Below are 22034 nucleotides of genomic sequence, written 5' to 3' on the forward strand. Positions count from 1 at the left end.
GCAGCCCAACGCACGCTGTTATAACAGGAGATTCCTATGGCCGTGATCCCGCGCTCGCCATTGCTCGATTCGCTGGAGTGGCTCGAATATGCGTTTCAGCCAGCCGGAGAGCCACCACCCGCTGATGCCGCCTATGGACATCAGCGCCACAGCGCGACCGTGGTCACCGATATTGAGAACATCCCACCCAAAAGCTGCGAGTCTGACGGCGTGATCGGCAGCGGGACGCGCCCGGTGGCGGTCTACACTGCCGACTGCCTGCCAGTGCTGTTCGCCGATCGCCAGCAGCGGATCGTGGCCGCGGTTCATGCCGGACTCAAAGGTACGCTGGCGGGTGTGCTGACCCGCGCGGTTGAAAAACTGTGCGAACAGGGTTGTGAGCCGCAGAACCTGATGGTGGCGATCGGTCCGGCGATGGGCCCCTGCTGTTATGAACTGGCCGAACCGCAGCTGGCGGAGATTGCGCAGAACCCGGCATTGGCCAGCGGGCTGCGCTGGCACCAGAACCAGCCGGTTAATCCTCTGGCGCAACGTCCACAGGCCGCTGCCCGCCAGCAGGGTGTCTGGTTCGATCTGCCTGCGCTGGCAACGCATTTACTGGTGCAGGCGGGTGTGCCGGCTGCGCAGATCGATAACGTCAATGTCTGCACCTACTGCATGGCCGAAAGCGGTTCAAGCTACCGCTTCAATACCCACCACGGTAGCGGCTATCACTCCCGCTATTCGTGGATCCGTCGACGTTAATGGGTTTTCTGGCACCGCGCTGACAGCAGTTAGCGTGATCTTAACAGCGACGGGCGCTGACGCCTGTCGCAAAGCGACGCGGGCCACGGATGGCGGTCTTAACTTCTTTGCGCAAGGCACGGGCTAGCTCCGCCCACTCTTTGTTACTCACCTCACTCCCCTGCCGTTGTTTATGATTTCACTCACACCCTGACATTCTTTCACTTTTTTTTAACGCAGAAGTGGCTAGAGTGAACTCATCCGACCACTTTACCGTGAGTGACTATCATGTCCGTCAATCCTGATTATCCTGCGCTGTTTACGCCGCTTGACCTTGGCTTTACCCGACTGAAAAACCGCTTTCTGATGGGGTCAATGCACACCGGACTGGAAGAACACCCGGATGGCGCAGCCCGGCTGGCGGCTTTCTACGGCGAGCGGGCGCGTGAAGGTGTCGCGCTGATCGTCACCGGCGGCATCGCCCCCAATGCCCAGGGTGTCACCACCGCGCATGGCGCGATGCTCACCGACGAGACGCAATGTGACTGGCACCGGCAGATTACGGAGGCGGTACATCAGCATCAGGGCAAAATCGCCCTGCAGATCCTGCATACCGGTCGTTACAGCTATCAGCCCGATCTGGTTGCGCCCTCGGCACGCCAGGCGCCAATTAACCCGTTTACGCCACAGGCGATGAGCGAGGCGGCGATTGAACAGACCATTGATGACTTTGCCCGCTGCGCCCGACTGGCACAGCAGGCGGGCTACGATGGCGTGGAGATCATGGGTTCCGAAGGCTACCTGATTAATCAGTTTCTGGTGAAGCACACCAATCAGCGCACCGATCGCTGGGGTGGCGACTTCCGGCAGCGGATGCAATTCGCACTGGCGATTACCCGCGCCGTTCGCGCCGCGACCGGTGACGCCTTTATCATCATCTTCCGGTTGTCGATGCTCGACCTGATCGAAGAGGGCAGTACGCTGGAGGAGACGCTGTTGCTGGCGGGCGAGCTGGAGCAGTGCGGCGTCACGCTGTTTAATACCGGTATTGGCTGGCATGAGGCGCGCATCCCGACCATCGCCACCTGCGTGCCGCGCGCGGCCTTTGCGTGGGTGACGCAGCGCCTGCGTGAACAGGTGAAGGTGCCGGTCATCGCAACCAATCGCATCAACCATCCCGCCGTCGCCGAGCAGCTGTTGCAGTCCGGCTGCGCCGATATGGTGTCGATGGCGCGCCCTTTTCTCGCCGATCCCGCCTTTGTCACTAAAGCCCAGCGCGGTGAACCGGACAGCATCAACACCTGCATTGCCTGTAATCAGGCCTGCCTCGATCAGGTGTTCGCCGGTAAAATCACCTCCTGCCTGGTCAATCCGCGCGCCTGCCATGAGTCGCTGATGCCGGTCATCGCCAGCACCGCCCCGCGCAGGCTGGCCGTAGTGGGCGCCGGTCCGGCCGGCATGGCGTTTGCGCTACAGGCGGCGCAGCGCGGCCATCAGGTAACCCTCTATGAGGCCGCGCCGGAGATAGGCGGCCAGTTCAATATTGCCCGGCTGATTCCTGGCAAATCGGAGTTCAGCGAAACGCTGCGCTATTTCCGGCATGAGCTGGCGGCCGCAGGCGTGACGGTTCAGACGGGCTGTCGGGTGACGGCGGATCAGCTGAGTGACGCCGATGAAGTGGTGCTGGCGACCGGCATTCAGCCGCGTACGCCCGATATTCCGGGCATCGACCACCCCAGCGTGCTGAGCTATCTGGAGGTGCTGCGCGATAAGCGCCCGGTGGGGAAACGGGTGGCGATTATCGGCGCAGGCGGTATTGGCTTTGATGTGGCGGAGTATCTGTCACAGCCATCCCATGACGAGGATCTGGCGGCGTTTTATGCCGAATGGGGCATCGACCACAGCCTGACGCAGCGTGGCGGCGTGATGAAACCCGAGCCGCCTGCCGCGTTACGGCAAATCTGGCTGCTGCAACGGCGATCGGGAAAACCGGGTGCCGGACTGGCAAAAACCACCGGCTGGATCCATCGCGCCAGTCTGCAGGCGCAGGGCGTTGAGATGTGGGGCGGCGTTGAGTATCTGGCGATTGATGACAGCGGCCTGCATCTGCGGCGCAACGGCGAAACGCTGTTGCTGGAGGTCGATAATGTGATTATCTGTGCCGGACAGGAGCCGCAGCGCGAACTGGAAGCCGCGCTGCGTGCAAAAGGACAGAGGGTGACAGTCATCGGCGGTGCAGATGTGGCGCAGGAGCTGGATGCGCGCCGTGCGATTGCGCAGGCGACGCAGCTGGCATTAACCGTCTGACTAACGCATTTTCACCGCGCGAAGCACCACGAACTTCTGGTTAGAGGCGATCAGCGTACAGTTACCAAACAGCTTCTTCAGCTTGTGGTGATAATCGAGGTGGCGGTTGCCGACAATACGCAACTCGCCGCCATACTGAAGGCAGCGTTTGGCATCACGGAACATCTGCCATGCCAGGTGATCGGTCACCGCGTGCTGCTGATGGAACGGCGGGTTGCACAGCACCGCGTGCAGCCGATCTGACGGATAGCCGCTCAGCACGTTGTTCACCAGGAACTGACAGCGTGACAGATCCTCAGGACGGTTCACTTCCACGTTAAGCTTGCTGGAAGCGACCGCCATGTAAGACTCATCAAGGAAATGCACCTCGGCCTGCGGGTTCTGCTCCAGCGCCACCAGTCCCACCACGCCGTTACCACAGCCGAGATCGACAATCTCGCCCTCAATGTTTTCCGGCAGATGCTGCACAAAGAGCCGTGCGCCGATATCCAGCGAAGCGCGCGAGAAGACGTTGGCGTAGTTGTGAATCTGATAAGGGGTGCCATCCAGCGGCCAGACCAGCGTCGGCGTGGCCTCGCGCAGTGCAGGCTTGCTGAACTGGCTGTAGATCAGACGCGCTTTTTTCCACGCCAGTGAGGTTTTGGTTTCACCAATGATCTGTTCGAACAGCTGCAGGGTAGAGTTATGGATCTCTTTGGCGCGCGCTGCCGCCAGAATCACCGTATCAGGCGTGACGACTTCGCGAATGGCGCGCAGCTGGTGCTCCAGCAGCGCCAGGGTTTTAGGCACCTTGATCAGCACAGCCGCAGGTGAAGCAGGCAGTTCCGCCAGGCTATCAACAAAGTGAACGTCGCTGTCATCCAGCCCATTAAAGGTCAGGTTCTGACGGGCGGCCTGCTGGCTCAACCAGGAGTCGCTGACGTGCCAGACGGTACGCGAATTCAGGGCGCAGGTTAAGGCCCCGAAACTGTCGTTGAAGACCAGCACCGGCCCCTCTGGCAGCGCCTGCTGTAACAGATATTCATCAGCCGCATCCCAGGCTTGTAATGGACTTTCGTCACGCATCTGCGGGAAGCGATGCAGGATCAGTGTGCGATCGTTCAGTTCAAGTTGGCTCATGAATTCTCCGGCGTGGTACACTTTGGTTGATTTTCGCCCCAAAATCGGGGGCGCAGTATACTGTCTTTCGCCTGGAATCCCTAATGTCCTCACTGATCTACCTTCAGGGTTATCCTGCCCCCCTTCTTGAGCAGGTTCAGTCGTTGATCGCCCATCAGCGCTTAGGTGCGTTCCTGCAGGAACGTTATCCTGACACTCATGACGTGATGAGTGATAAAGCGCTGTATGACTACACGCAGGCGCTGAAAAATCGCTATATGCGCAATGCGCCGCCGATCAGCAAAGTGATGTGGGATAACAAGATTAAGGTGATGAAGCATGCACTCGGGCTGCACACAGCCATCTCGCGGATTCAGGGCGGTAAGCTTAAGGCGAAAGCGGAAATCCGTATCTCGACCTTTTTCCGCCTCGCGCCAGAGCCGTTTCTGCGGATGATCGTGGTGCATGAGCTGGCACACCTTAAAGAGAAAGATCACGATAAGGCGTTCTACCAGCTCTGCTGCCATATGGAGCCGGATTATCACCAGCTCGAATTTGATGCGCGACTGTGGATGACGGACCAGGCGATGCGCGGCAACGCGGCTTAAAGAAACTCCTGCGCTTTCTGAATCAGACTGGTTTTGGTCAGCGCCCCCAGAAAGCGCCGTTCCTGCGGATTGTTGAGCACCGGCAACCGCTCCAGTGTCACCGCCGCAAAGGCTTCCCATCCCTCACGCATACTCTGATTCTGATACACCACCGGGAAATCCTGATCCATCACGCACTGCACCGGTGAGTCGAGGGTGATCTCCTGTGCCAGCACCCGGCGCGAAATCTCATGAATCGAGACCACACCGAGGAAAGCGCCCGCGGCGTTGATCACATAAACATAGCGTTCACGCTTCAGGGAGCTGACCGCCAGCGCCTGCCCCACCGACTCCTCCGGCTGCAACGCCGCACCCGCAATAATCAGCTCGGCAATGCGCATATTATCGAAATCATATTTCGCTTCTGAACGGCTGAAGTGATGACTCACGACCGGATAGGTACTGGCGGATTGCAGGCGATAGACCACCATCGACGCCAGCACCGTGGCGATCATCAGCGGAAACAGCAGGCTGCTGTTGAGCGTCATCTCCAGCACCATCAGCATCGCCATCAACGGCGCCTGACTGACCGCTGCCAGCACCGCCGCCATACCAATCGCGGCATAGAGCAGCACGTTGCCGAGCGGCAGATGCAGCGCCGCACCCACCGTCGCGATGATCACCCCCAGCAGCGCGCCAATCAGCAGCGAAGGGGTAAAGAGTCCGCCGACGGCGTTCGAGCCTACCGACAGGCTGGTAGCGAGGGTTTTCAGCACCAGCAACAGCAGCAAACCCGGCAGCAGGTAGTGCCCTGCCATCACTTTGACGATCACCTCGTAACCGTTGCCGAGGATATCAGTGGAGATCAGCGCCAGTAAGCCGACCGCAAAGCCGCCCGCCCCGAGGCGCAGCGGCAGGGAGGCGACCCGGCTGAACAGCACTTTGCTGCGGGCGATGCATTTAATCACGATCCAGCCCGCCAGACCGGCGCACAGACCAATCACCACCGTCATCAGCAGGCTGCTGAGATCCATGGCGAAGTTCGCGTCTGCCAGCGGATAGAGCGCGCTGCGAAAACCCAGCGTCCACATGGTCATCACCGCCGTGGCGGCAGCGATGATCAGGGGGATCAGCCGCTGCAACGCAGAAATGCCGAAGGCGATTTCCGCCACAAAAATCGCCGACGCCAGCGGCGCATGGTAAACCGACGCGAGGCCCGCCGCCGCCGCCATCGCCACCACGTCACTGTTTTTCAGGTTAAGTGAGGCCGGTAACAGGCGACCAATCGCACTGCCGCACAGTGCCGAGAGCTGCACCATCGGCCCCTCTTTACCTATCGAGGCGCCGCTGCCGATACTGGCAATCGACGATAAGGCGCGGAACAGTGAGGTCCGGGTCGGCACCGCATCCAGCCGGGCGTTGATCACTTCAAGGTAATCCGTTTTCACCGTCTGCTGCTGCTCGATGGCAACGGCATAACGCAGAAAATAGCCCGCCAGTACGCCGCCCGCCCCCACCAGCAGCGGCCAGAATATCCACGGCCAGAGATGCAGGGATTCGGTTATTTCGCCACTGCGGGCAAACAGCAGATGGTTGATCAGTTCAATCACGCCGCGGAAAGCCAGCGTCACCAGCGACGCCGCACACCCGACCGGAATGGCGATCAGAAGTGTGGTCCAGTTTAATGCGTGCTTACTTGCTTTCACCTGCGCTCCCTGGTTGGTACATAAACATCATCGCTTCCGCATATTATTGGAATGCGGATCGCAGGATCAATCCCTGCCCGCCCGGCACCATTGCACAGCGTGGGTGAGATGTTACTCTGCCGCTTTACAGCTGCCGGAGAGATGACGTGATTCGTTTTGCCATTGTGGGAACAAACTGGATTACACGCCAGTTTATTGATGCCGCTCATGAAACCGGAGCGATGAAGCTCTGTGCGGTCTATTCACGCAGTCAGCAGCAGGCTGAGGCCTTTATCGCCGATTATCCCTGCAAACAGACCTTTACCTCACTGGAAGCGCTGGCCGCCAGCCCGGAGATCGATGCGGTCTATCTGGCCAGCCCCAACGCCCTGCACTGCCAGCAGGCGCTGCTGTTTATGTCGCACGGCAAGCATGTGATTTGCGAAAAACCGCTGGCCTCTAACCTGGCAGAAGTGGAACAGATGATCGCCTGCGCCCGTGAGCATCAGGTGGTGCTGTTTGAGGCGTTTAAAACTGCCAGCCTGCCTAATTTCCTGCGGCTGCAGCAGGCACTGCCTGACGTGGGTAAACTGCGAAAAGCGCTGCTGAATTACTGCCAGTACTCCTCACGCTACCCACGCTATCTCAACGGTGAGAACCCCAATACCTTTGATCCGCGCTGGTCGAATGGCTCAATTATGGATATCGGTTATTACTGCCTGGCCTCGGCGGTGACGCTGTGGGGCGAGCCAGATCGCGTGCAGGCCAGCGCGACTTTGCTTGCGAGCGGCGTGGACGCGCACGGCGTGGTGGTGCTGAGTTACGGTGATTTCGATGTGACGATTCTGCATTCGAAGGTGAGTGATTCCAGCCTCCCCAGCGAGATTCAGGGTGAAGCGGGCGCGCTGGTGATAGAGAAGTTATCGGAGTGCCAGCAGCTGACGTTTGTGCCGCGGGGCGCGGAAAAGCAGACGCTGAGCCAGCCGCAGCATATCAACACTATGCTGTATGAGGCCGCCGCTTTTGCCCGGCTGGTTGAGCAGCGCCAGGTGGACCACCCTTCGCTTGAGGTTTCGCGGATTACTGCATCGCTGCTGACTGAGATACGCCGCCAGACCGGCGTGATCTTCCCGGCCGACCAGGCTGCTGTGTAAATATTTCTAAATATGTCTGAGAGGTGTTGCTTCCTGTGCGGCTAAACCGTAACTTACCCTCCTGCAAAGGGGAGTAACTTGTAAGCTGATTGATCGTCATTACGATGCGAAAGCATCCGGTCATCAGGCAACCCGGAATCAATTTCTGTGTTGTAAGTGAGACCTTGCCGGAAGGCGAGGTTTGCTTACACAAAAATAAGCGGCTGACGTCTTCTGACTTCAGCCGTTTTTTTTTATTTTTCGGACAGGATACGAATATGCAAACTGTGGGTACGCCTTTACTGTGGGGCAGCTTTGCGGTTGTGGTGCTTATCATGCTGGCTATCGACCTGCTGTTGCAGGGACGCCGTGGCGCGCAGACCATGTCTTTCAAACAGGCGGCCGTCTGGTCGCTGATCTGGGTTTCAGTCTCACTGCTGTTCAGCGCCGCCTTCTGGTGGTATCTGGAGGGCAGCGCGGGACGTGAAGTCGCTAACACGCAGACGCTCGCCTTCCTGACCGGTTACGTGCTGGAAAAAGCGCTGGCGGTGGATAACGTCTTCGTCTGGCTGATGCTGTTCAGTTACTTCTCTATTCCGGCCAATCTGCAGCGCCGGGTGCTGATCTATGGGGTATTAGGCGCTATCGTGCTGCGTACCATCATGATCTTCGCCGGTAGCTGGCTGGTCACGCAGTTCAGCTGGATCCTCTATGTGTTCGGTGCCTTCCTGCTGTTCACCGGTGTGAAAATGGCGCTGGCGAAAGAGGATGACAGCGCGGTGGGCGAAAAACCTGTGGTGCGCTGGCTGCGTAAGCATCTGCGCATGACTGACGATCTCGACGGCGAGAAGTTCTTCACCCGCAAAAACGGCGTGCTGTTTGCGACGCCACTGCTGCTGGTGCTGATCATGGTGGAAATCAGCGACGTGATCTTTGCGGTCGACAGTATCCCGGCGATCTTCGCCGTGACCACTGACCCGTTTATCGTACTGACCTCAAACCTGTTCGCTATCCTGGGTTTGCGTGCCATGTACTTCCTGCTGGCAAACGTGGCGGAACGGTTCTCGATGCTGAAGTATGGCCTGGCGATTGTGCTGGTGTTCATCGGCTTTAAGATGCTGATTGTCGACCTCTACCATATCCCGGTCGGTATCTCGCTGGGTGTGGTCGGTGCCATTCTGGCATCAACCCTGCTGATTAATGCCTGGGTTAACCGCAAAAGAGACCAGAAAAAGCTCGCACCATAATTACCTGCAGGGGCAGCCGATGCCCCTGTTTTATTTTGTGGCAGCCTGTCACGCCATTTCATCCCTCTGTCACACTTCCACTATCCAGCATAATAAAAATCTGACCTGCTCCACAGTGACAGAACTTTCTCTTTTCTCGTCCGATCTTTTCCTTATACTCCGCCGGGCAAACCGTTTTAGCCGATGCAAAACATCGCGTCTGAAACTACATCCGCGACAAAATATAGAAAATATTATGCAGAAAACTCTCTCCGCACGTCTGGGTACGCTGCTCGCCGGTAGCCTGGTGAAGCAAATCATGATTGGGCTGATCGCCGGTGTGGCGCTCGCCTGGATTTCACACGATGCCGCGATCGCGGTCGGTCTGCTGGGTGAACTGTTTGTCAGTGCGCTGAAAGCGGTCGCGCCATTGCTGGTACTGATGCTGGTAATCGCCTCGATTGCCAACCACCAGCAGGGCCAGAAGAGCAATATCCGGCCGATTATTATGCTTTATCTGCTGAGCACCTTTTTCGCGGCGGTGGTCGCGGTGGTCTTCAGCCATCTGATCCCGCAGACGCTGACGCTGGCGGTGGGCACCACGGAAATCACACCACCATCCGGCATTACCGAAGTGTTACGCGGACTGCTGATGAGCATGGTGTCGAATCCAATCACGGCCCTGATGAATGCCAACTACATCGGCATTCTGGTGTGGGCAATTGGTCTCGGGCTGGCTTTCCGTCACAGCAGTGACACTACCCGCGCCTTTCTCAATGATGCCTCTCATGCGGTGACCTGGCTGGTACGCTGCGTGATTCGCTGCGCGCCGATTGGTATTTTCGGTCTGGTGGCCTCGATCCTCGCGTCTACCGGCTTTGGCGCGCTGTGGCAATATGCGCATCTGCTGGCGCTGCTGCTGGGCTGTATGCTGCTGATGGCGCTGGTGGTGAACCCGCTGCTGGTGTTCTATAAAATCCGTCGCAACCCCTATCCACTGGTCTTCACCTGCCTGCGCGAAAGCGGCGTGACCGCCTTCTTTACCCGCAGTTCTGCCGCCAACATTCCGGTGAATATGGCGCTGGCGAAACGTCTGGATCTGGATGAGGATACCTATTCGGTGTCGATTCCGCTGGGCGCAACCATCAGTATGGCGGGGGCATCGATTACCATTACCGTGCTGACGCTGGCGGCGGTGCATACGCTGGGGATCAGCATTGATGTGCCGACGGCGATTCTGCTGAGTCTGGTGGCATCACTCTGTGCCTGTGGTGCATCTGGCGTGGCGGGCGGTTCGCTGCTGCTGATCCCGGTGGCCTGTAACATGTTCGGCATTCCGAATGATCTGGCAATGCAGGTGGTGGCGGTCGGCTTTATTATCGGCGTCCTGCAGGATTCGGCGGAAACCGCGCTGAACTCCTCAACCGATATTCTGTTTACCGCCGCCGTCTGTCAGGCAGAAGCGGAGCGCGAAACCAGCCGGGCTTAACCTTTCAGATAGCTCAAAAGCTCAAAGAGTGGGTGGCAGAGTCCGAAAAGCAAAGCGTCCCGCGCCAGGGAAGGCGCGGGCCGAGCGAGCAGGGATGCTTTAAGCGACTTTGCGATCGGACTCTGCCACCCACGAAGGGCACAGGATTAACCGACGGTAATAACAACATCAGGATCGCCATTGTTTGCCTGACAAACTATAGCGTCACACCGCTTTTGAAAATCGCCAGCTCGCGGAAATCGTTCTTCTCGTTGTTGGTCGGCTGACCACTGGCAATCGCCACAATGCTGTCGACAAAGTCTTCCAGCATCGCATCCATACTCATTCCCTCGATCAACCGTCCGGCATTAAAGTCGATCCAGTGCGGTTTCTTCTCCGCCAGCGGCGTATTGGTGGCCAGCTTCACCGTCGGCACAAAACCGCCATAAGGTGTGCCGCGTCCGGTACTGAACAGCACCATGTGGCAACCGGCTCCCGCCAGCGCACTGGTGGCGACCGCATCATTGCCCGGCGCACTCAGCAGATTCAGCCCCGGCGTTTTTAACCGTTCGCCATACTTCAGCACATCGACCACCTGGCTCTGCCCCGCTTTCTGAGTACAGCCCAGCGACTTCTCCTCCAGCGTGGTGATACCGCCCGCTTTGTTGCCTGGCGACGGGTTTTCGTAGATCGGCTGCTGGTGATCGATAAAATACTGTTTGAAATCGTTGATCATCGCCACCGTTTTGCTGAAGGTCTCCTCGTCGCGACAGCGACTCATCAGAATCCGTTCTGCGCCAAACATTTCCGGTACTTCGGTCAGTACGGTCGTGCCGCCATTGGCGATCATCTGGTCCGAGAAACGTCCCAGCAACGGATTGGCGGTGATGCCAGACAAACCATCCGAACCGCCGCACTCCAGACCAAACTTCAGCTCGCTGAGTTTGCCCGGCTCGCGCTGGTCGTGATGCATTTTTTCATACAATGCGTGCAGCCGCTCCAGCCCGGCTTCCACCTCATCGTCATGCTGCTGGCACACCATAAACTCGACCCGGTCGCTTTCAAACGCGCCGAGGGTGTCACGGAAGGCATCAACCTGATTGTTTTCGCAGCCGAGACCAATCACCAGCACCGCGCCAGCATTAGGATGGCGCACCATGTTCTGCAGCATGGTGCGGGTGTTTTCGTGATCCTGCCCCAGCTGCGAACAACCGAAGGTATGGCTGAACAGGAACGCGCCATCGATATCTTCTGCCTCCTGCGTCTCTTTCAGGAAACGCTGCAGGATCTGACGCGCAATGCCGTTGACGCAGCCGACGGTTGGCAGGATCCACAGCTCATTGCGGATGCCAACCTCGCCGTTAGCACGACGGTAGATCTGCACCTCACGGTCACCCGGCTGCGGCGGCAGCGTCACAAACTCGGGCTGATACGCATACTGATCCAGATCGCTGAGATTGGTGCGGGCGTTCTGCGAATGGATTAACTCACCGGCGGCCACAGGCTGCGTGGCATGGGCAATCGGCAGCCCATATTTGATCACCAGCTCATCCTGCGCGATAGGCTGCAGGGCAAATTTATGCCCGCGTCCGACCGCCTGTTGCACCGCCACACTCAGTGGCGGCAGCTCTATCATGGCGCCCGCGTCTAAATCACGTAACGCCACGGCGACATTGTCGCGGGGATCAATTTTAATTGCGTCTTGCATAGCGTTATCTCAGTTGGCTCAGCGCCTCACGCATTCCGTGGGCGATGATATTTTGCAGGTGTTGGGTGACAGCCGCAGCCAGTCCGGGCTGACGGGTTAAATCTTCACCCCAGTGTTGCGCGTCGCTGAGTACGCCGTTCACCAGCTGTTGCGGTGACAGCTGATCCGCATCAAGTGCTTTCCAGGCGTCGGCGTAGCGCTGTAACCACTGCGGCTCGTCCTGCAATGGCCAGCTTTTGCCGGCTGACTCGCCGCGATAAAAAGCGATCAGCGCGGCCAGCGCAAAAGTGATATGTGTCGGCCACTCGCCGGTTTGCTGATGCGCGGCAAGGAGTGGCGTCAGCAGACGGGTGCGGAATTTGGTCATTCCATTAAGGGCAATCGACAGCAGCGCGTGGCGAATAAACGGATTGCGGAAACGACGCTGTACCGCATCGGCAAACGCGTGCAGTTCATCGGCAGGCAGATCCAGCGTCGGGATCACTTCGTGACGCAGCAGGTTATCCACAAATCCGGCGATAGCCGGATCGGCCATCGCCTCTCCCACGCTCTCAATACCGGCCAGAAACGCGACCGGTACCATTGCAGTGTGCGCGCCATTGAGAATGGCCACTTTCTGCGCTTTATAGGGCGCAATGTCATCCACATGCCGAACCTGCGGCGACAGCGCCGCCAGCTTCAGTTCATTAAACAGCGCCGACGGCCCCTGAATCACAAACTGATAGTAGACTTCGCCCGCCACCAGATAGCGATCTTCATAACCCAGCTCGCGTTGTAGCTGCTCGCTTTCCGCCGGGAAGCCGGTGACGATGCGGTCGACCAGAGTGTTATAGAACGCGCAGTGCTGATGAACCCAGGTTTTAAATTCGGAGGGCAGATGCCACTGATCGGCGTAGCGCAGCACCAGATCGCGCAGCGTGTCGCCGTTATGTTCAATCAGCTCGCACGGCACCACCAGCCAGCCCCGGTCGCTGGCGCCATTGAAGTGGGAATAGCGCGCCCACAGCAGCTGCGTCAGTTTGCCAGGGAAACTGCTGGCAGGCTGATCGGTAAGCTGATCCGTGCCGACAAAGGCGATGCCCGCTTCGGTGGTATTGGAGAAGACCATGCGCAGATCCGGATTACGGGCCAGCGCCATAAACTCGCCGAACTGCTGCCAGGGCTGGATTTCACGGTTGAGACTGCGGATCAGCCGGGTTTCGCTGACCTGCTCGCCCTGATCGTTCAGCCCGCGGATCAGTGTGGTATAGAGTCCATCCTGCTGATTCAGGCTGTCGCTGACTTCACGGTTGCGCGGCCGCACCACCACGATCCCGGCATCGGTGCCCTGATGTTCATTGAGCCAGTCGATCTGCCAGTCAATAAAGGCGCGCAGGAAGTTGCCTTCGCCGAACTGGATCACCCGGTCGCGATAGACTGCGCCCGGAAAGTCGTGACGGTTTAGCCTTTTCATTATCAGGCTCCCAGCTCGATGCCGAAGTAATCGCGGGCATTGTTGAAGCAGATGTTCTGTACCATCTGACCTAACAGTGCTTCATCGGCTGGCGCTTCACCCTGCTCCACCCAGCGGCCTATCATCTGGCACAGCAAGCGGCGGAAATATTCGTGGCGGGTGTAGGAGAGGAAGCTGCGGCTATCGGTCAGCATGCCGACGAAACGGCTCAGCAGACCAATCTGCGCCAGCTGTGTCATCTGACGCTGCATACCATCCAGCTGATCGTTGAACCACCAGGCTGAACCAAACTGCATTTTGCCCGCCTGACCTTCGCCCTGAAAGTTGCCCGCCATAGTGGCCAGGACTTCGTTGTCGCGCGGGTTCAGGCAGTAGAGAATGGTTTTAGGCAGCGCATTATTAAGATTCTGCGCGCCCAGCAGGCGTGCCAGCGGTTCGGCCAGCGGCTGGTCGTTGATCGAATCGAAGCCGACATCAGGCCCCAGCAGCTGGTACTGGCGCGGATTGGTGTTGCGCAGTGCGCCAATGTGATACTGCTGCACCCAGCCACGGCGGGCATATTCGCTGCCCAGCCAGACCAGCACCGCCGTTTTAAACTGTGCCGTTTCCTGCGGGTTGGGCGCGGCACCGCTGCGACGACGCGCCAGAATCGCATCCAGCGTGGCGTCATCCGCCTCGGCGTAGCAGACCACATCCAGCGCGTGATCGGAGACTTTACAGCCGTGCGCCGCGAAGTGATCCAGCCGCTGATGCAGTGCGCTGCGCAGATCGTCAAAACGCTGCACGCTGATATCCGTCAGCTGCTCCAGCGTCTCGATCCACGGCAGGAAGGTTTCCGCTTCGATATTAAACGCTTTGTCCGGACGCCAGCTCGGCAGCACTTTAACGCTGAAACTGGCATCGTCTGCCAGCGCGCGGTGATGGCGCAGGTCATCCAGCGGATCGTCAGTGGTGCCCACCATCTTCACCTTCATCTGCTGCATGATGCCGCGCGTGGTAAAGCTATCCTGCGCCAGCAGTTCATTGCAGCGATGCCAGATGCTGTCAGCCGTTTTCTCAGAAAGCAGTGTATCGGTAATACCGAAAGGCCGGCGTAACTCCAGGTGGGTCCAGTGATAGAGCGGGTTGCCGATGGTGTGCGGTACGGTGCGCGCCCAGGCGTCAAATTTTTCACGATCGCTAGCGTTACCGGTACAGAACGCCTCAGCCACACCGTTGGCGCGCATGGCCCGCCACTTATAGTGATCGCCCTTCAGCCAGATGTCATAAAGGTTGGCGAAGCGATGATTTTCGGCAATCTGCTGCGGCGGTAAGTGGCAGTGATAGTCGAAAATCGGCTGATTCTTTGCATAGTCGTGATAGAGACGACGGGCGAATTCGGTATCCAGCAAAAAATCTTCGGTCATGAAACGTGACATACATGCTTCCTCATCGACTGAACCACGGATGGCCCAAAGTTATCATACCAATTTTAGTCCGTTACGGATTTATTTGCGATCCTGCTCACATAAACGGCGGTAGCTGGCTGCCGTTATGGACGTTTTTGTCGCCCGCATCGCGCTAAATGGCTGTCATTACGCAGGTTTCCAGTATCCCACAGTGCAGAAAGGGTTTTTGTGATGGCTCTCAACTTTTAAAGTTGTATAACAAGTTAGGCTCTCGCCCCATCGTGAGGTCGTTAGCGACTCACAAATGGCAAGGTCATAACAGGGTTGCTCATACAGAACCTGCGGGCGTGAGCAGAGCTGCATCACGTGCTGTCCCGCTCCAGATAACAACAGCGGCAAGACCGCATACAGAACTGGAAGAGGTAGAGGATGCGTAAGATCAAAGGGTTACGCTGGTACATGATTGGACTGGTGACGCTCGGTACGGTGTTGGGGTATCTGACCCGTAACACCATTGCCGTGGCGGCCCCGACATTAATGTCAGAGCTGCATATCACCACGCAGCAGTACTCCTACATAATTGCGGCCTATTCAGCCTGCTACACGCTGATGCAACCGGTGGCAGGTTATGTACTGGATCTGCTCGGCACCAAAGTCGGCTACGCGGTGTTTGCTATTATGTGGGCGATTTTCTGTGCCGCTACGGCGATGGCGGGCAGCTGGGGCGGACTGGCGCTGGCACGTGGCGCAGTCGGTGCGGCTGAAGCGGCGATGATCCCGGCCGGACTGAAAGCGAGCAGCGAATGGTTCCCGGCTAAAGAGCGTTCGGTCGCCGTGGGCTACTTTAACGTGGGTTCGTCTATCGGTGCGATGCTGGCTCCGCCGCTGGTGGTCTGGGCGATCGTGGCGCACAGCTGGCAGATGGCATTTATCATGACCGGTGTGCTGAGCATGGCCTGGGCACTCAGCTGGCTGGTGTTTTACAAGCACCCGAAACAGCAGAAGAAGCTGAGCGATGAAGAGCGCGACTATATTATCTCCGGCCAGGAAGCGCAGCATCAGACCGGCAACACCCGCAAAATGTCAGCACTGGAGATTATCCGTAACCGCCAGTTCTGGGGTATTGCCCTGCCGCGCTTTCTGGCAGAACCGGCCTGGGGAACGTTCAACGCCTGGATTCCGCTGTTTATGTTTAAGGTATACGGCTTCAATCTGAAAGAGATTGCGATGTTCGCCTGGATGCCGATGCTGTTCGCGGACTTCGGCTGCATCCTCGGTGGCTATCTGCCGCCGCTGTTTCAGCGCTGGTTCGGCGTTAACCTGATCGTCTCCCGCAAGATGGTCGTGACGATGGGTGCGGTGTTAATGATTGCGCCGGGCACCATCGGCCTGTTCACCAGCCCCTACGTCGCTATTGGTCTGCTGTGCATCGGCGGGTTTGCGCATCAGGCCCTCTCTGGCGCGCTGATCACCCTCTCCTCAGACGTTTTCGGCCGCAATGAAGTTGCCACGGCTAACGGCCTGACCGGCATGGCAGCCTGGACCGCCAGCACCATGTTTGCGCTGGTGGTCGGTGCACTGGCCGATACGCTGGGCTTCAGCCCACTGTTTGCCGCGCTGGCGGTGTTTGATCTGCTGGGTGCCGTCGTTATCTGGACGGTTCTGAAAAATAAACCCATTTCAGAGCTGAATGCCGAAGCCGTTATTCCGCAGGCCAGCGCCGTTCGCAGTTAATCTGCCGGGCTGGCGCAAGCCAGCCCATTTCCTCGCACCTCTTGAAGTGGTATAACAACTTATCTGTCTGCTACCAGGATTGTGCTATGGACTTCACTGAATCCCGTCGACTTTATCAACAGCTGGCCAGCGAGCTGAAAAGCCGCATTGAAACCGGGATCTATCCGGTGGGTGACAAACTGCCTGCTGAGCGCCTGATTGCCGAAGAGATGGAAGTGAGCCGCACCGTCGTACGTGAAGCGATCATCATGCTGGAAGTTGAAGGCTATGTTGAGGTCCGCAAAGGCTCGGGCATCCACGTCATTGCCAGCCAGCAGCAGAACCGCATCGCTTCCACCAGCAGTCAGCTGGAGTTCGCCACGTTTGGCCCCTTCGAACTGCTCCAGGCTCGTCAGCTGATTGAGAGTAATGTGGCCGAGTTCGCTGCAACGCAGGTAACGCGTCAGGACATTATCGACCTGATGGCGATTCAGGAAAAAGCCCGCCAGGAGGATCACTTCCGCGACTCCGAGTGGGATATGCAGTTTCATGTACGTATCGCGCAATCCACCCAGAACAGTGCCTTAGCCGCCATCGTTGAAAAAATGTGGCTGCATCGCCTGCACAATCCCTACTGGCTCAAACTTCACGAACACATCGACCAGCGCAGCATTCTCAGCTGGTGCGACGACCACGATCAGATTCTTAAAGCTCTGATGCGCAAAGATCCCGCCGCCAGCAAACTGGCGATGTGGCAACATCTGGAAAATACTAAACAGATGTTGTTTAACGCGACGGCGGATGATTTTGAATTTAACGTGGATCGATACATGTTTGGTGAGAATCCGGTCATCCTGCCTGATGGGTCCAATAACGCCCGCTAAAAGTGCCTGAAAATGCCCTGAGATGGTCAGTTAATCTGCAATAGTGTCAGGTCATGTAAAGCTCCTTTTTACACGCCGTTTCACAAGGTAAAACTCCTGTTCGCCAGAGAGTTTTCCTGTCTCAGACAGGCGATTTTTGTTACAGTTATCGCCCTTTTATTACCCTTTGCGACTGGGGGTTATAAAGTCGCTGATTTAACAATCAATTCTGGAAGGATCCGGAAAATCCCGCCCAGGCTGCGCTCCTAAAATTTATAACGAAATGCCGGTCTGCGTTTAAGTCCCTGTGGGACATGTTTAACAATGATGTTCAGGAATGAATTGATGGATATTTTGCAATCGTTGCTGCATGCCCTCTGGCAGCAGGACTACGAAACCCTCTCCGATCCCACGCTGGTATGGGCCATTTACGGCGTGCTGTTTATGATTTTGTTTTTAGAAAATGGCCTTCTTCCCGCTGCATTTCTGCCGGGTGACAGTCTGCTGATTCTGGTCGGCGTACTGATTGCTAAAGGCACCATGAGCTTCCCCCTGACGATTCTGGTGTTAACGACCGGTGCCAGTCTTGGCTGCTGGGTGAGCTACTTACAGGGCCGCTGGCTGGGTAACACGCCCACGGTACAGAAATGGCTCTCCCATCTTCCTGCCCAGTATCATCTGCGCGCGCACAGCATGTTCCATCGCCACGGCTTATCTGCCCTGCTGATTGGTCGCTTTATCGCGTTTGTGCGTACTCTGCTGCCTACCATCGCCGGATTGTCAGGCCTCAGTAATGCCCGCTTTCAGTTCTTTAACTGGGTAAGTGCGTTCCTGTGGGTGGTGATTCTGACCGTTATCGGCTTCGCGCTGGGTAAAACCCCGATTTTCCGTCGTTATGAAGATGAGATGATGTTCTTCCTGATGATGCTGCCGCTGGCGCTGCTGGTGTTTGGTCTGGTGGGATCGCTGGTGGTGATATGGCGTAAGCGTCAGGCGAATCAGAACGGGAAAGCCGAGTAATGAAACTGCTGCAGGCTATTCCTAAACGGTGGTTACCGTGGTTGATCGCTGGCGTCTTTGCGCTGGTCGCGCTTTGTGTGGTCCCCGGTCTGATGAAGCACGAGACGGTAGTGCAGATTCGGGTTTCCCATGCTGGCGCCACCCTGCCCGATGGTTTTTATCTCTACCAGCAATTAAGTGCGCAGGGTATTCGTATCAAAAGCATTACGCCTGCGGGTGATGCACTGATCATCCATTTTGATAGCGAAGAGCAGAGCCTGGCGGCCCAGAAGGTGTTACGCCGTCTGCTGCCACAGGGCTTTATTGTGGCGCAGCACGATCACTCTCAGCACCTCTCACTGGCGTAATCCCCCGACTCCCCTCTCCTTTTCAGACCGTCGCGCCATCGCTCGCCGGTCTGAAAGGCGCTCTATCTCCCGGTCTTCTTTGAACTTTTTACTATGGGTGTCTATGCTTAAGCGAGAGTCGATTCTTAGCACCCGCAGCCATATGATTACGCGGGTGATGACGGATCAGGTCGCAATGGAAGGGTCCAGGACCAATGAAATATCAAGTATTACTGGGAGTCGCGCTGTTTTCGCTGTCGGGTTCGCTGCTGGCGGCGGAATCGCTGTGTGAGCAGAAAGAGCAGGATATTCAGCGTGAAATCGGGATGGCGCAGAAGCATAACAACCAGCGCCGGGTTAACGGTCTGGAGCGCGCGCTGACAGAAGTCCGGGCCGATTGCAGCGACAAAAAGCTCGAGGCCGCCCATCTGGAAAGAATTAACGCTCAGAAGCAGAAAGTTGCTGAGCGTGAGCACGCACTCAGGGAAGAGCGTGAAGAGGGCCATGACAAGGAGAAGATTGCTAAGCGACAACAAAAACTGGATGAAGCGCGCCGGGAGCTGAAAAAGTTACAGGCGGAGCCCTATTAATCGGAACTAACCAACTGATGTTAAAGGAGTATTTTATGTCTAAAGACACATCATCGGAACATTTGCGTGCTGAACTGAAAAACCTGGCCGATACCCTGGAAGAGGTGCTGAGCAGCAGCACTGAAAAATCCAAAGGCGAGCTGGATAAACTTCGCAATAAAGCGCGTGTGGCGCTGGATAGCTCACGTGAACGTCTGGGCGAATCAAGCGAGCGCATTGCTGCGACCACCCGCGAAGCGGCGCAAAAAGCCGAAGGCTACGTGCGTGAAAATCCATGGCATGGTGTGGGTATCGGTGCAGCGATTGGCGTCGCACTGGGCATGCTCATTTCGCGTCGATAATTATGGCTGACTCACAGCATAACCACGGCCCGGCTAAAGGGGTCATTAACATCGGCCAGCGCATTGTTACCACGCTGGTTGGCATGGTCGAGACACGCGTTCGTCTGGCAGTGGTGGAACTGGAGCACGAGAAAGCTAACCTGATTCAGCTGCTGTTGATGGTTGGCCTGACAATGCTGTTCACTGCATTTGGTCTGATGAGCCTGATGGTTCTGATTATCTGGGCAGTGGATGCGCAGTACCGTCTGATGGCCATTGGCATCACGACCGGCACGCTGCTACTGCTGGCGGTTATTCTGGGGCTCTGGACGCTTCACAAATCACGTCAGTCCACGCTGTTGCGCCACACGCGCAAGGAGCTGGAAACAGACCGGGATTTACTTGAGGACCAGCGCTGATGAGCCGCCGCGAGCGTGAAGAACGCATCCATGAACTGCTTAAGCATGTGCAGCAGCAGCGGCTGGATTTAAGCGCTGCGCGGCGTGACTGGCTGGAAGGCACCGCCCATTACGATCGCGGCTGGTTCACCTTCCTCAGCTTACGCCGCTACCTGGCCATTGGCAGCAGTGCGCTGGCTATCTACTCCGTTCGCAGTCCCAACATGCTGTTACGCTGGGTAAAACGGGGATTCGGCGCCTGGAGTACCTGGCGCATGATCAAGTCCGCTCTGCCACCGCGTTAATTTTGCTAAAAGCCGGTCCTGAAAAGGCCGGCTTTTCTTCATCAGAATTTCTGAAAAACACTGACAGTATATCTCGCTTACAACCTTTCCACTCCGCGACTATCATCTCCAGCTATCAACCCAATGAACGCAATACTGCTTTCAGCGGGCATAAACCTTGCGGGCAGCTTGCCCTGCATCCCTGATAGCGCTGGAGTAAATGATGAAAAAATTCGAAGACGTTGGTTTGTTACTGGCTCGCATCCTGATGCCAATCCTGTTCATTACGGCTGGCTGGGGCAAAATCACCGGTTATGCAGGTACTCAGCAATATATGGAAGCAATGGGCGTCCCGGGCTTTATGCTGCCGCTGGTTATCCTGCTGGAGTTTGGCGGCGGTCTGGCTATCCTGTTTGGTTTCCTGACCCGTTTCACTGCCCTGTTTACTGCAGGCTTCACCATCCTGACCGCGTTTCTGTTCCACAGTAACTTTGCCGAAGGCGTGAACCAGCTGATGTTCATGAAGAACCTCTCTATCGCCGGTGGTTTCCTGGTGTTAGGTCTGGTGGGTCCTGGTGCATACAGCATTGATCGCCTGATCAGCAAAAGAAAAACACAGCCAGCGATTGCGCGCTAATCTCACATAAAGCGTAATGCCACATATACTTAGCAGGGCGGGGACATTTCCCCGCCCTGTTTGCATTGGAGCCATTATGGGACAGTTAATTGACGGTGTCTGGCATGACACCTGGTACGACACCAAATCTACCGGCGGACGCTTCAAGCGTTCAGAGTCGGCTTTCCGCAACTGGGTTACCGCGGATGGCAGTGCTGGCCCGGTGGGTAAAGCGGGATTTGTCGCCGAACGCGACCGCTATCATCTTTATGTCTCGCTGGCCTGCCCCTGGGCGCACCGCACGCTGCTGATGCGTCAGCTGAAGGGCCTGGATAGCATGATCGATGTCTCCGTGGTGCATCCGCTGATGCTGGAGAATGGCTGGACGTTCGATGATAGTTTTCAGGATGCGACTGGCGATAAGCTCTACCAGAATGAGTTCCTCTATCAGCTCTATCTGCACGCCGATCCGCAATACAGTGGCCGCGTAACCGTGCCGGTATTGTGGGACAAGCAGCAGAACACCATCGTCAGCAATGAGTCTGCCGATATCATCCGCATGTTCAACAGTGCGTTTGATGCTGTCGGTGCCCGTGCCGGGGATTATTATCCTGTTGCTCTGCACGAAAAGATTGATGAACTGAATAGCTGGATCTACGACACCGTGAACAACGGCGTTTACAAAGCAGGCTTTGCCACTTCTCAGTCCGCTTACGACGAGGCAGTCACTGCGCTGTTCCATTCGCTGTCGCGGCTGGAGCAGATTTTAGGCCAGCATCGCTATCTTACTGGCGATCAATTGACCGAAGCGGATCTGCGGTTGTGGACCACACTGGTGCGATTTGATCCGGTCTATGTGACCCACTTTAAATGCGATCGCCATCGCATCAGTGACTACAGAAACCTGAGTGGTTTCCTACGTGATATCTATCAGATGCCTGGTATCGCAGAGACGGTTAATCTGCCGCATATTCGTCATCACTACTATTGCAGCCATAAGACCATCAACCCGAACGGCGTCATTTCGCTGGGCCCGGCGTTTGACTGGGATGAACCGCACGGCCGCGGTTAAGCTGCCTGCATATCGCGCAGGGAGCAGATACAATCTGACCGCAATGACAATCTAAA

At 57.0% G+C, this 22034-nt stretch carries 21 protein-coding genes; 16 read left to right on the forward strand and 5 right to left on the reverse strand.

From position 1 onward, the window contains the following. The first annotated feature begins 36 nt into the window (after positions 1 to 36). Positions 37 to 744 (forward strand): purine nucleoside phosphorylase YfiH/LACC1 family protein, encoded by a 708-nt coding sequence (locus PAG01S_RS10005; protein WP_052271973.1) that lies wholly within the window; start codon positions 37 to 39, stop codon positions 742 to 744. Positions 745 to 1011: 267 nt separating this feature from the next. After that, positions 1012 to 3030, forward strand: coding sequence for an NADPH-dependent 2,4-dienoyl-CoA reductase (locus PAG01S_RS10010; protein WP_062758479.1), 2019 nt, complete (start codon positions 1012 to 1014; stop codon positions 3028 to 3030). On the opposite strand, the gene rlmG is transcribed toward PAG01S_RS10010, so the two are convergent. Then, complete coding sequence (rlmG, locus tag PAG01S_RS10015; protein WP_010256571.1) at positions 3031 to 4149, reverse strand: 23S rRNA (guanine(1835)-N(2))-methyltransferase RlmG; 1119 nt, start codon at positions 4147 to 4149, stop codon at positions 3031 to 3033. It lies immediately after the preceding gene. Between the two features lie 83 nt (positions 4150 to 4232). On the opposite strand from rlmG, the gene PAG01S_RS10020 reads away from it, so the two are divergent. Next, positions 4233 to 4736: a M48 metallopeptidase family protein gene (locus PAG01S_RS10020; protein ID WP_010256568.1), complete on the forward strand. Its 504-nt coding sequence runs from the start codon at positions 4233 to 4235 to the stop codon at positions 4734 to 4736. Here PAG01S_RS10020 and PAG01S_RS10025 read toward each other — a convergent pair. Continuing rightward, positions 4733 to 6421, reverse strand: coding sequence for a chloride channel protein (locus PAG01S_RS10025; protein ID WP_022623916.1), 1689 nt, complete (start codon positions 6419 to 6421; stop codon positions 4733 to 4735). The two genes, PAG01S_RS10020 and PAG01S_RS10025, sit on opposite strands and share 4 nt — an antisense overlap. A gap of 146 nt (positions 6422 to 6567) precedes the next feature. On the opposite strand from PAG01S_RS10025, the gene PAG01S_RS10030 reads away from it, so the two are divergent. The 3 genes from PAG01S_RS10030 (at position 6568) to sstT (ending at position 10248) form a co-directional block, all read left to right on the forward strand. Beyond that, the gene (locus tag PAG01S_RS10030; protein WP_031590933.1) at positions 6568 to 7554 is read left to right on the forward strand and encodes a Gfo/Idh/MocA family protein; all 987 of its coding nucleotides are present in this window, start codon (positions 6568 to 6570) and stop codon (positions 7552 to 7554) included. Positions 7555 to 7811: 257 nt separating this feature from the next. After that, on the forward strand, positions 7812 to 8780 hold the full coding sequence (locus tag PAG01S_RS10035; RefSeq protein ID WP_010699777.1) for a TerC family protein: 969 nt from the start codon (positions 7812 to 7814) through the stop codon (positions 8778 to 8780). A gap of 235 nt (positions 8781 to 9015) precedes the next feature. Beyond that, positions 9016 to 10248 carry a serine/threonine transporter SstT gene (sstT, locus tag PAG01S_RS10040; RefSeq protein WP_033785571.1) on the forward strand — a complete coding sequence of 411 codons (1233 nt, stop codon included), beginning with the start codon at positions 9016 to 9018 and terminating at the stop codon, positions 10246 to 10248. A gap of 196 nt (positions 10249 to 10444) precedes the next feature. Here sstT and PAG01S_RS10045 read toward each other — a convergent pair whose 3' ends face one another. From PAG01S_RS10045 to uxaC, 3 genes are read right to left on the reverse strand one after another with little or no spacing between them, the layout of a single operon-like run. Next, complete coding sequence (locus tag PAG01S_RS10045; RefSeq protein WP_062758482.1) at positions 10445 to 11935, reverse strand: UxaA family hydrolase; 1491 nt, start codon at positions 11933 to 11935, stop codon at positions 10445 to 10447. A 4-nt stretch (positions 11936 to 11939) separates the two neighbouring features. Next, a complete protein-coding gene (locus PAG01S_RS10050; protein WP_062758485.1) occupies positions 11940 to 13388 on the reverse strand; it encodes a tagaturonate reductase in 1449 nt (482 codons plus the stop codon). Positions 13389 to 13390: 2 nt separating this feature from the next. After that, positions 13391 to 14806, reverse strand: a complete 1416-nt coding sequence (uxaC, locus tag PAG01S_RS10055; protein WP_062758489.1) for a glucuronate isomerase — start codon at positions 14804 to 14806, stop codon at positions 13391 to 13393. Between the two features lie 399 nt (positions 14807 to 15205). On the opposite strand from uxaC, the gene PAG01S_RS10060 reads away from it, so the two are divergent. From PAG01S_RS10060 to PAG01S_RS10105, 10 genes are all read left to right on the forward strand, one after another. Then, complete coding sequence (locus tag PAG01S_RS10060; protein ID WP_010699779.1) at positions 15206 to 16510, forward strand: MFS transporter; 1305 nt, start codon at positions 15206 to 15208, stop codon at positions 16508 to 16510. Between the two features lie 86 nt (positions 16511 to 16596). Further along, positions 16597 to 17373, forward strand: a complete 777-nt coding sequence (gene exuR / locus PAG01S_RS10065) for a transcriptional regulator ExuR (RefSeq protein ID WP_022623920.1) — start codon at positions 16597 to 16599, stop codon at positions 17371 to 17373. Positions 17374 to 17697: 324 nt separating this feature from the next. Further along, positions 17698 to 18372, forward strand: coding sequence for a DedA family protein (locus PAG01S_RS10070; RefSeq protein ID WP_010699781.1), 675 nt, complete (start codon positions 17698 to 17700; stop codon positions 18370 to 18372). Continuing rightward, positions 18372 to 18719, forward strand: a complete 348-nt coding sequence (gene mzrA, locus PAG01S_RS10075) for an EnvZ/OmpR regulon moderator MzrA (protein WP_010256540.1) — start codon at positions 18372 to 18374, stop codon at positions 18717 to 18719. The genes PAG01S_RS10070 and mzrA overlap by 1 nt, the downstream gene beginning before the upstream one ends. A gap of 194 nt (positions 18720 to 18913) precedes the next feature. Beyond that, a complete protein-coding gene (locus PAG01S_RS10080) occupies positions 18914 to 19288 on the forward strand; it encodes a DUF1090 domain-containing protein (protein ID WP_010256536.1) in 375 nt (124 codons plus the stop codon). A gap of 35 nt (positions 19289 to 19323) precedes the next feature. Then, positions 19324 to 19629, forward strand: coding sequence for an ElaB/YgaM/YqjD family protein (locus PAG01S_RS10085; RefSeq protein WP_010256532.1), 306 nt, complete (start codon positions 19324 to 19326; stop codon positions 19627 to 19629). A 2-nt stretch (positions 19630 to 19631) separates the two neighbouring features. After that, positions 19632 to 20027: a phage holin family protein gene (locus tag PAG01S_RS10090; RefSeq protein WP_010256529.1), complete on the forward strand. Its 396-nt coding sequence runs from the start codon at positions 19632 to 19634 to the stop codon at positions 20025 to 20027. Next, positions 20027 to 20311, forward strand: coding sequence for a YqjK-like family protein (locus tag PAG01S_RS10095; protein WP_010256526.1), 285 nt, complete (start codon positions 20027 to 20029; stop codon positions 20309 to 20311). The genes PAG01S_RS10090 and PAG01S_RS10095 overlap by 1 nt, the downstream gene beginning before the upstream one ends. Before the next feature lie 202 nt (positions 20312 to 20513). Then, positions 20514 to 20927 carry a DoxX family protein gene (locus PAG01S_RS10100; RefSeq protein WP_010256522.1) on the forward strand — a complete coding sequence of 138 codons (414 nt, stop codon included), beginning with the start codon at positions 20514 to 20516 and terminating at the stop codon, positions 20925 to 20927. Between the two features lie 76 nt (positions 20928 to 21003). Next, positions 21004 to 21978: a glutathione S-transferase family protein gene (locus tag PAG01S_RS10105; RefSeq protein ID WP_010256519.1), complete on the forward strand. Its 975-nt coding sequence runs from the start codon at positions 21004 to 21006 to the stop codon at positions 21976 to 21978. Positions 21979 to 22034: the final 56 nt, after the last annotated feature.

The sequence above is a fragment of the Pantoea agglomerans NBRC 102470 genome (assembly GCF_001598475.1).
GTDB classification, from domain to species: Bacteria; Pseudomonadota; Gammaproteobacteria; order Enterobacterales; family Enterobacteriaceae; genus Pantoea; species Pantoea agglomerans.

Excerpts from the sequence above, each read along its gene's own strand:
- rlmG (WP_010256571.1), bottom strand. The coding sequence starts at position 4,149 with ATGAGCCAACTTGAACTGAACGATCGCACACTGATCCTGCATCGCTTC.
- exuR (WP_022623920.1), top strand. The coding sequence starts at position 16,597 with ATGGACTTCACTGAATCCCGTCGACTTTATCAACAGCTGGCCAGCGAG.
- PAG01S_RS10010 (WP_062758479.1), top strand. The coding sequence starts at position 1,012 with ATGTCCGTCAATCCTGATTATCCTGCGCTGTTTACGCCGCTTGACCTT.
- PAG01S_RS10105 (WP_010256519.1), top strand. The coding sequence starts at position 21,004 with ATGGGACAGTTAATTGACGGTGTCTGGCATGACACCTGGTACGACACC.
- PAG01S_RS10045 (WP_062758482.1), bottom strand. The coding sequence starts at position 11,935 with ATGCAAGACGCAATTAAAATTGATCCCCGCGACAATGTCGCCGTGGCG.
- PAG01S_RS10080 (WP_010256536.1), top strand. The coding sequence starts at position 18,914 with ATGAAATATCAAGTATTACTGGGAGTCGCGCTGTTTTCGCTGTCGGGT.
- PAG01S_RS10020 (WP_010256568.1), top strand. The coding sequence starts at position 4,233 with ATGTCCTCACTGATCTACCTTCAGGGTTATCCTGCCCCCCTTCTTGAG.
- PAG01S_RS10100 (WP_010256522.1), top strand. The coding sequence starts at position 20,514 with ATGAAAAAATTCGAAGACGTTGGTTTGTTACTGGCTCGCATCCTGATG.
- mzrA (WP_010256540.1), top strand. The coding sequence starts at position 18,372 with ATGAAACTGCTGCAGGCTATTCCTAAACGGTGGTTACCGTGGTTGATC.
- PAG01S_RS10005 (WP_052271973.1), top strand. The coding sequence starts at position 37 with ATGGCCGTGATCCCGCGCTCGCCATTGCTCGATTCGCTGGAGTGGCTC.
- PAG01S_RS10050 (WP_062758485.1), bottom strand. The coding sequence starts at position 13,388 with ATGAAAAGGCTAAACCGTCACGACTTTCCGGGCGCAGTCTATCGCGAC.
- PAG01S_RS10095 (WP_010256526.1), top strand. The coding sequence starts at position 20,027 with ATGAGCCGCCGCGAGCGTGAAGAACGCATCCATGAACTGCTTAAGCAT.
- PAG01S_RS10090 (WP_010256529.1), top strand. The coding sequence starts at position 19,632 with ATGGCTGACTCACAGCATAACCACGGCCCGGCTAAAGGGGTCATTAAC.
- PAG01S_RS10035 (WP_010699777.1), top strand. The coding sequence starts at position 7,812 with ATGCAAACTGTGGGTACGCCTTTACTGTGGGGCAGCTTTGCGGTTGTG.
- PAG01S_RS10070 (WP_010699781.1), top strand. The coding sequence starts at position 17,698 with ATGGATATTTTGCAATCGTTGCTGCATGCCCTCTGGCAGCAGGACTAC.
- PAG01S_RS10085 (WP_010256532.1), top strand. The coding sequence starts at position 19,324 with ATGTCTAAAGACACATCATCGGAACATTTGCGTGCTGAACTGAAAAAC.
- sstT (WP_033785571.1), top strand. The coding sequence starts at position 9,016 with ATGCAGAAAACTCTCTCCGCACGTCTGGGTACGCTGCTCGCCGGTAGC.
- PAG01S_RS10060 (WP_010699779.1), top strand. The coding sequence starts at position 15,206 with ATGCGTAAGATCAAAGGGTTACGCTGGTACATGATTGGACTGGTGACG.
- uxaC (WP_062758489.1), bottom strand. The coding sequence starts at position 14,806 with ATGTCACGTTTCATGACCGAAGATTTTTTGCTGGATACCGAATTCGCC.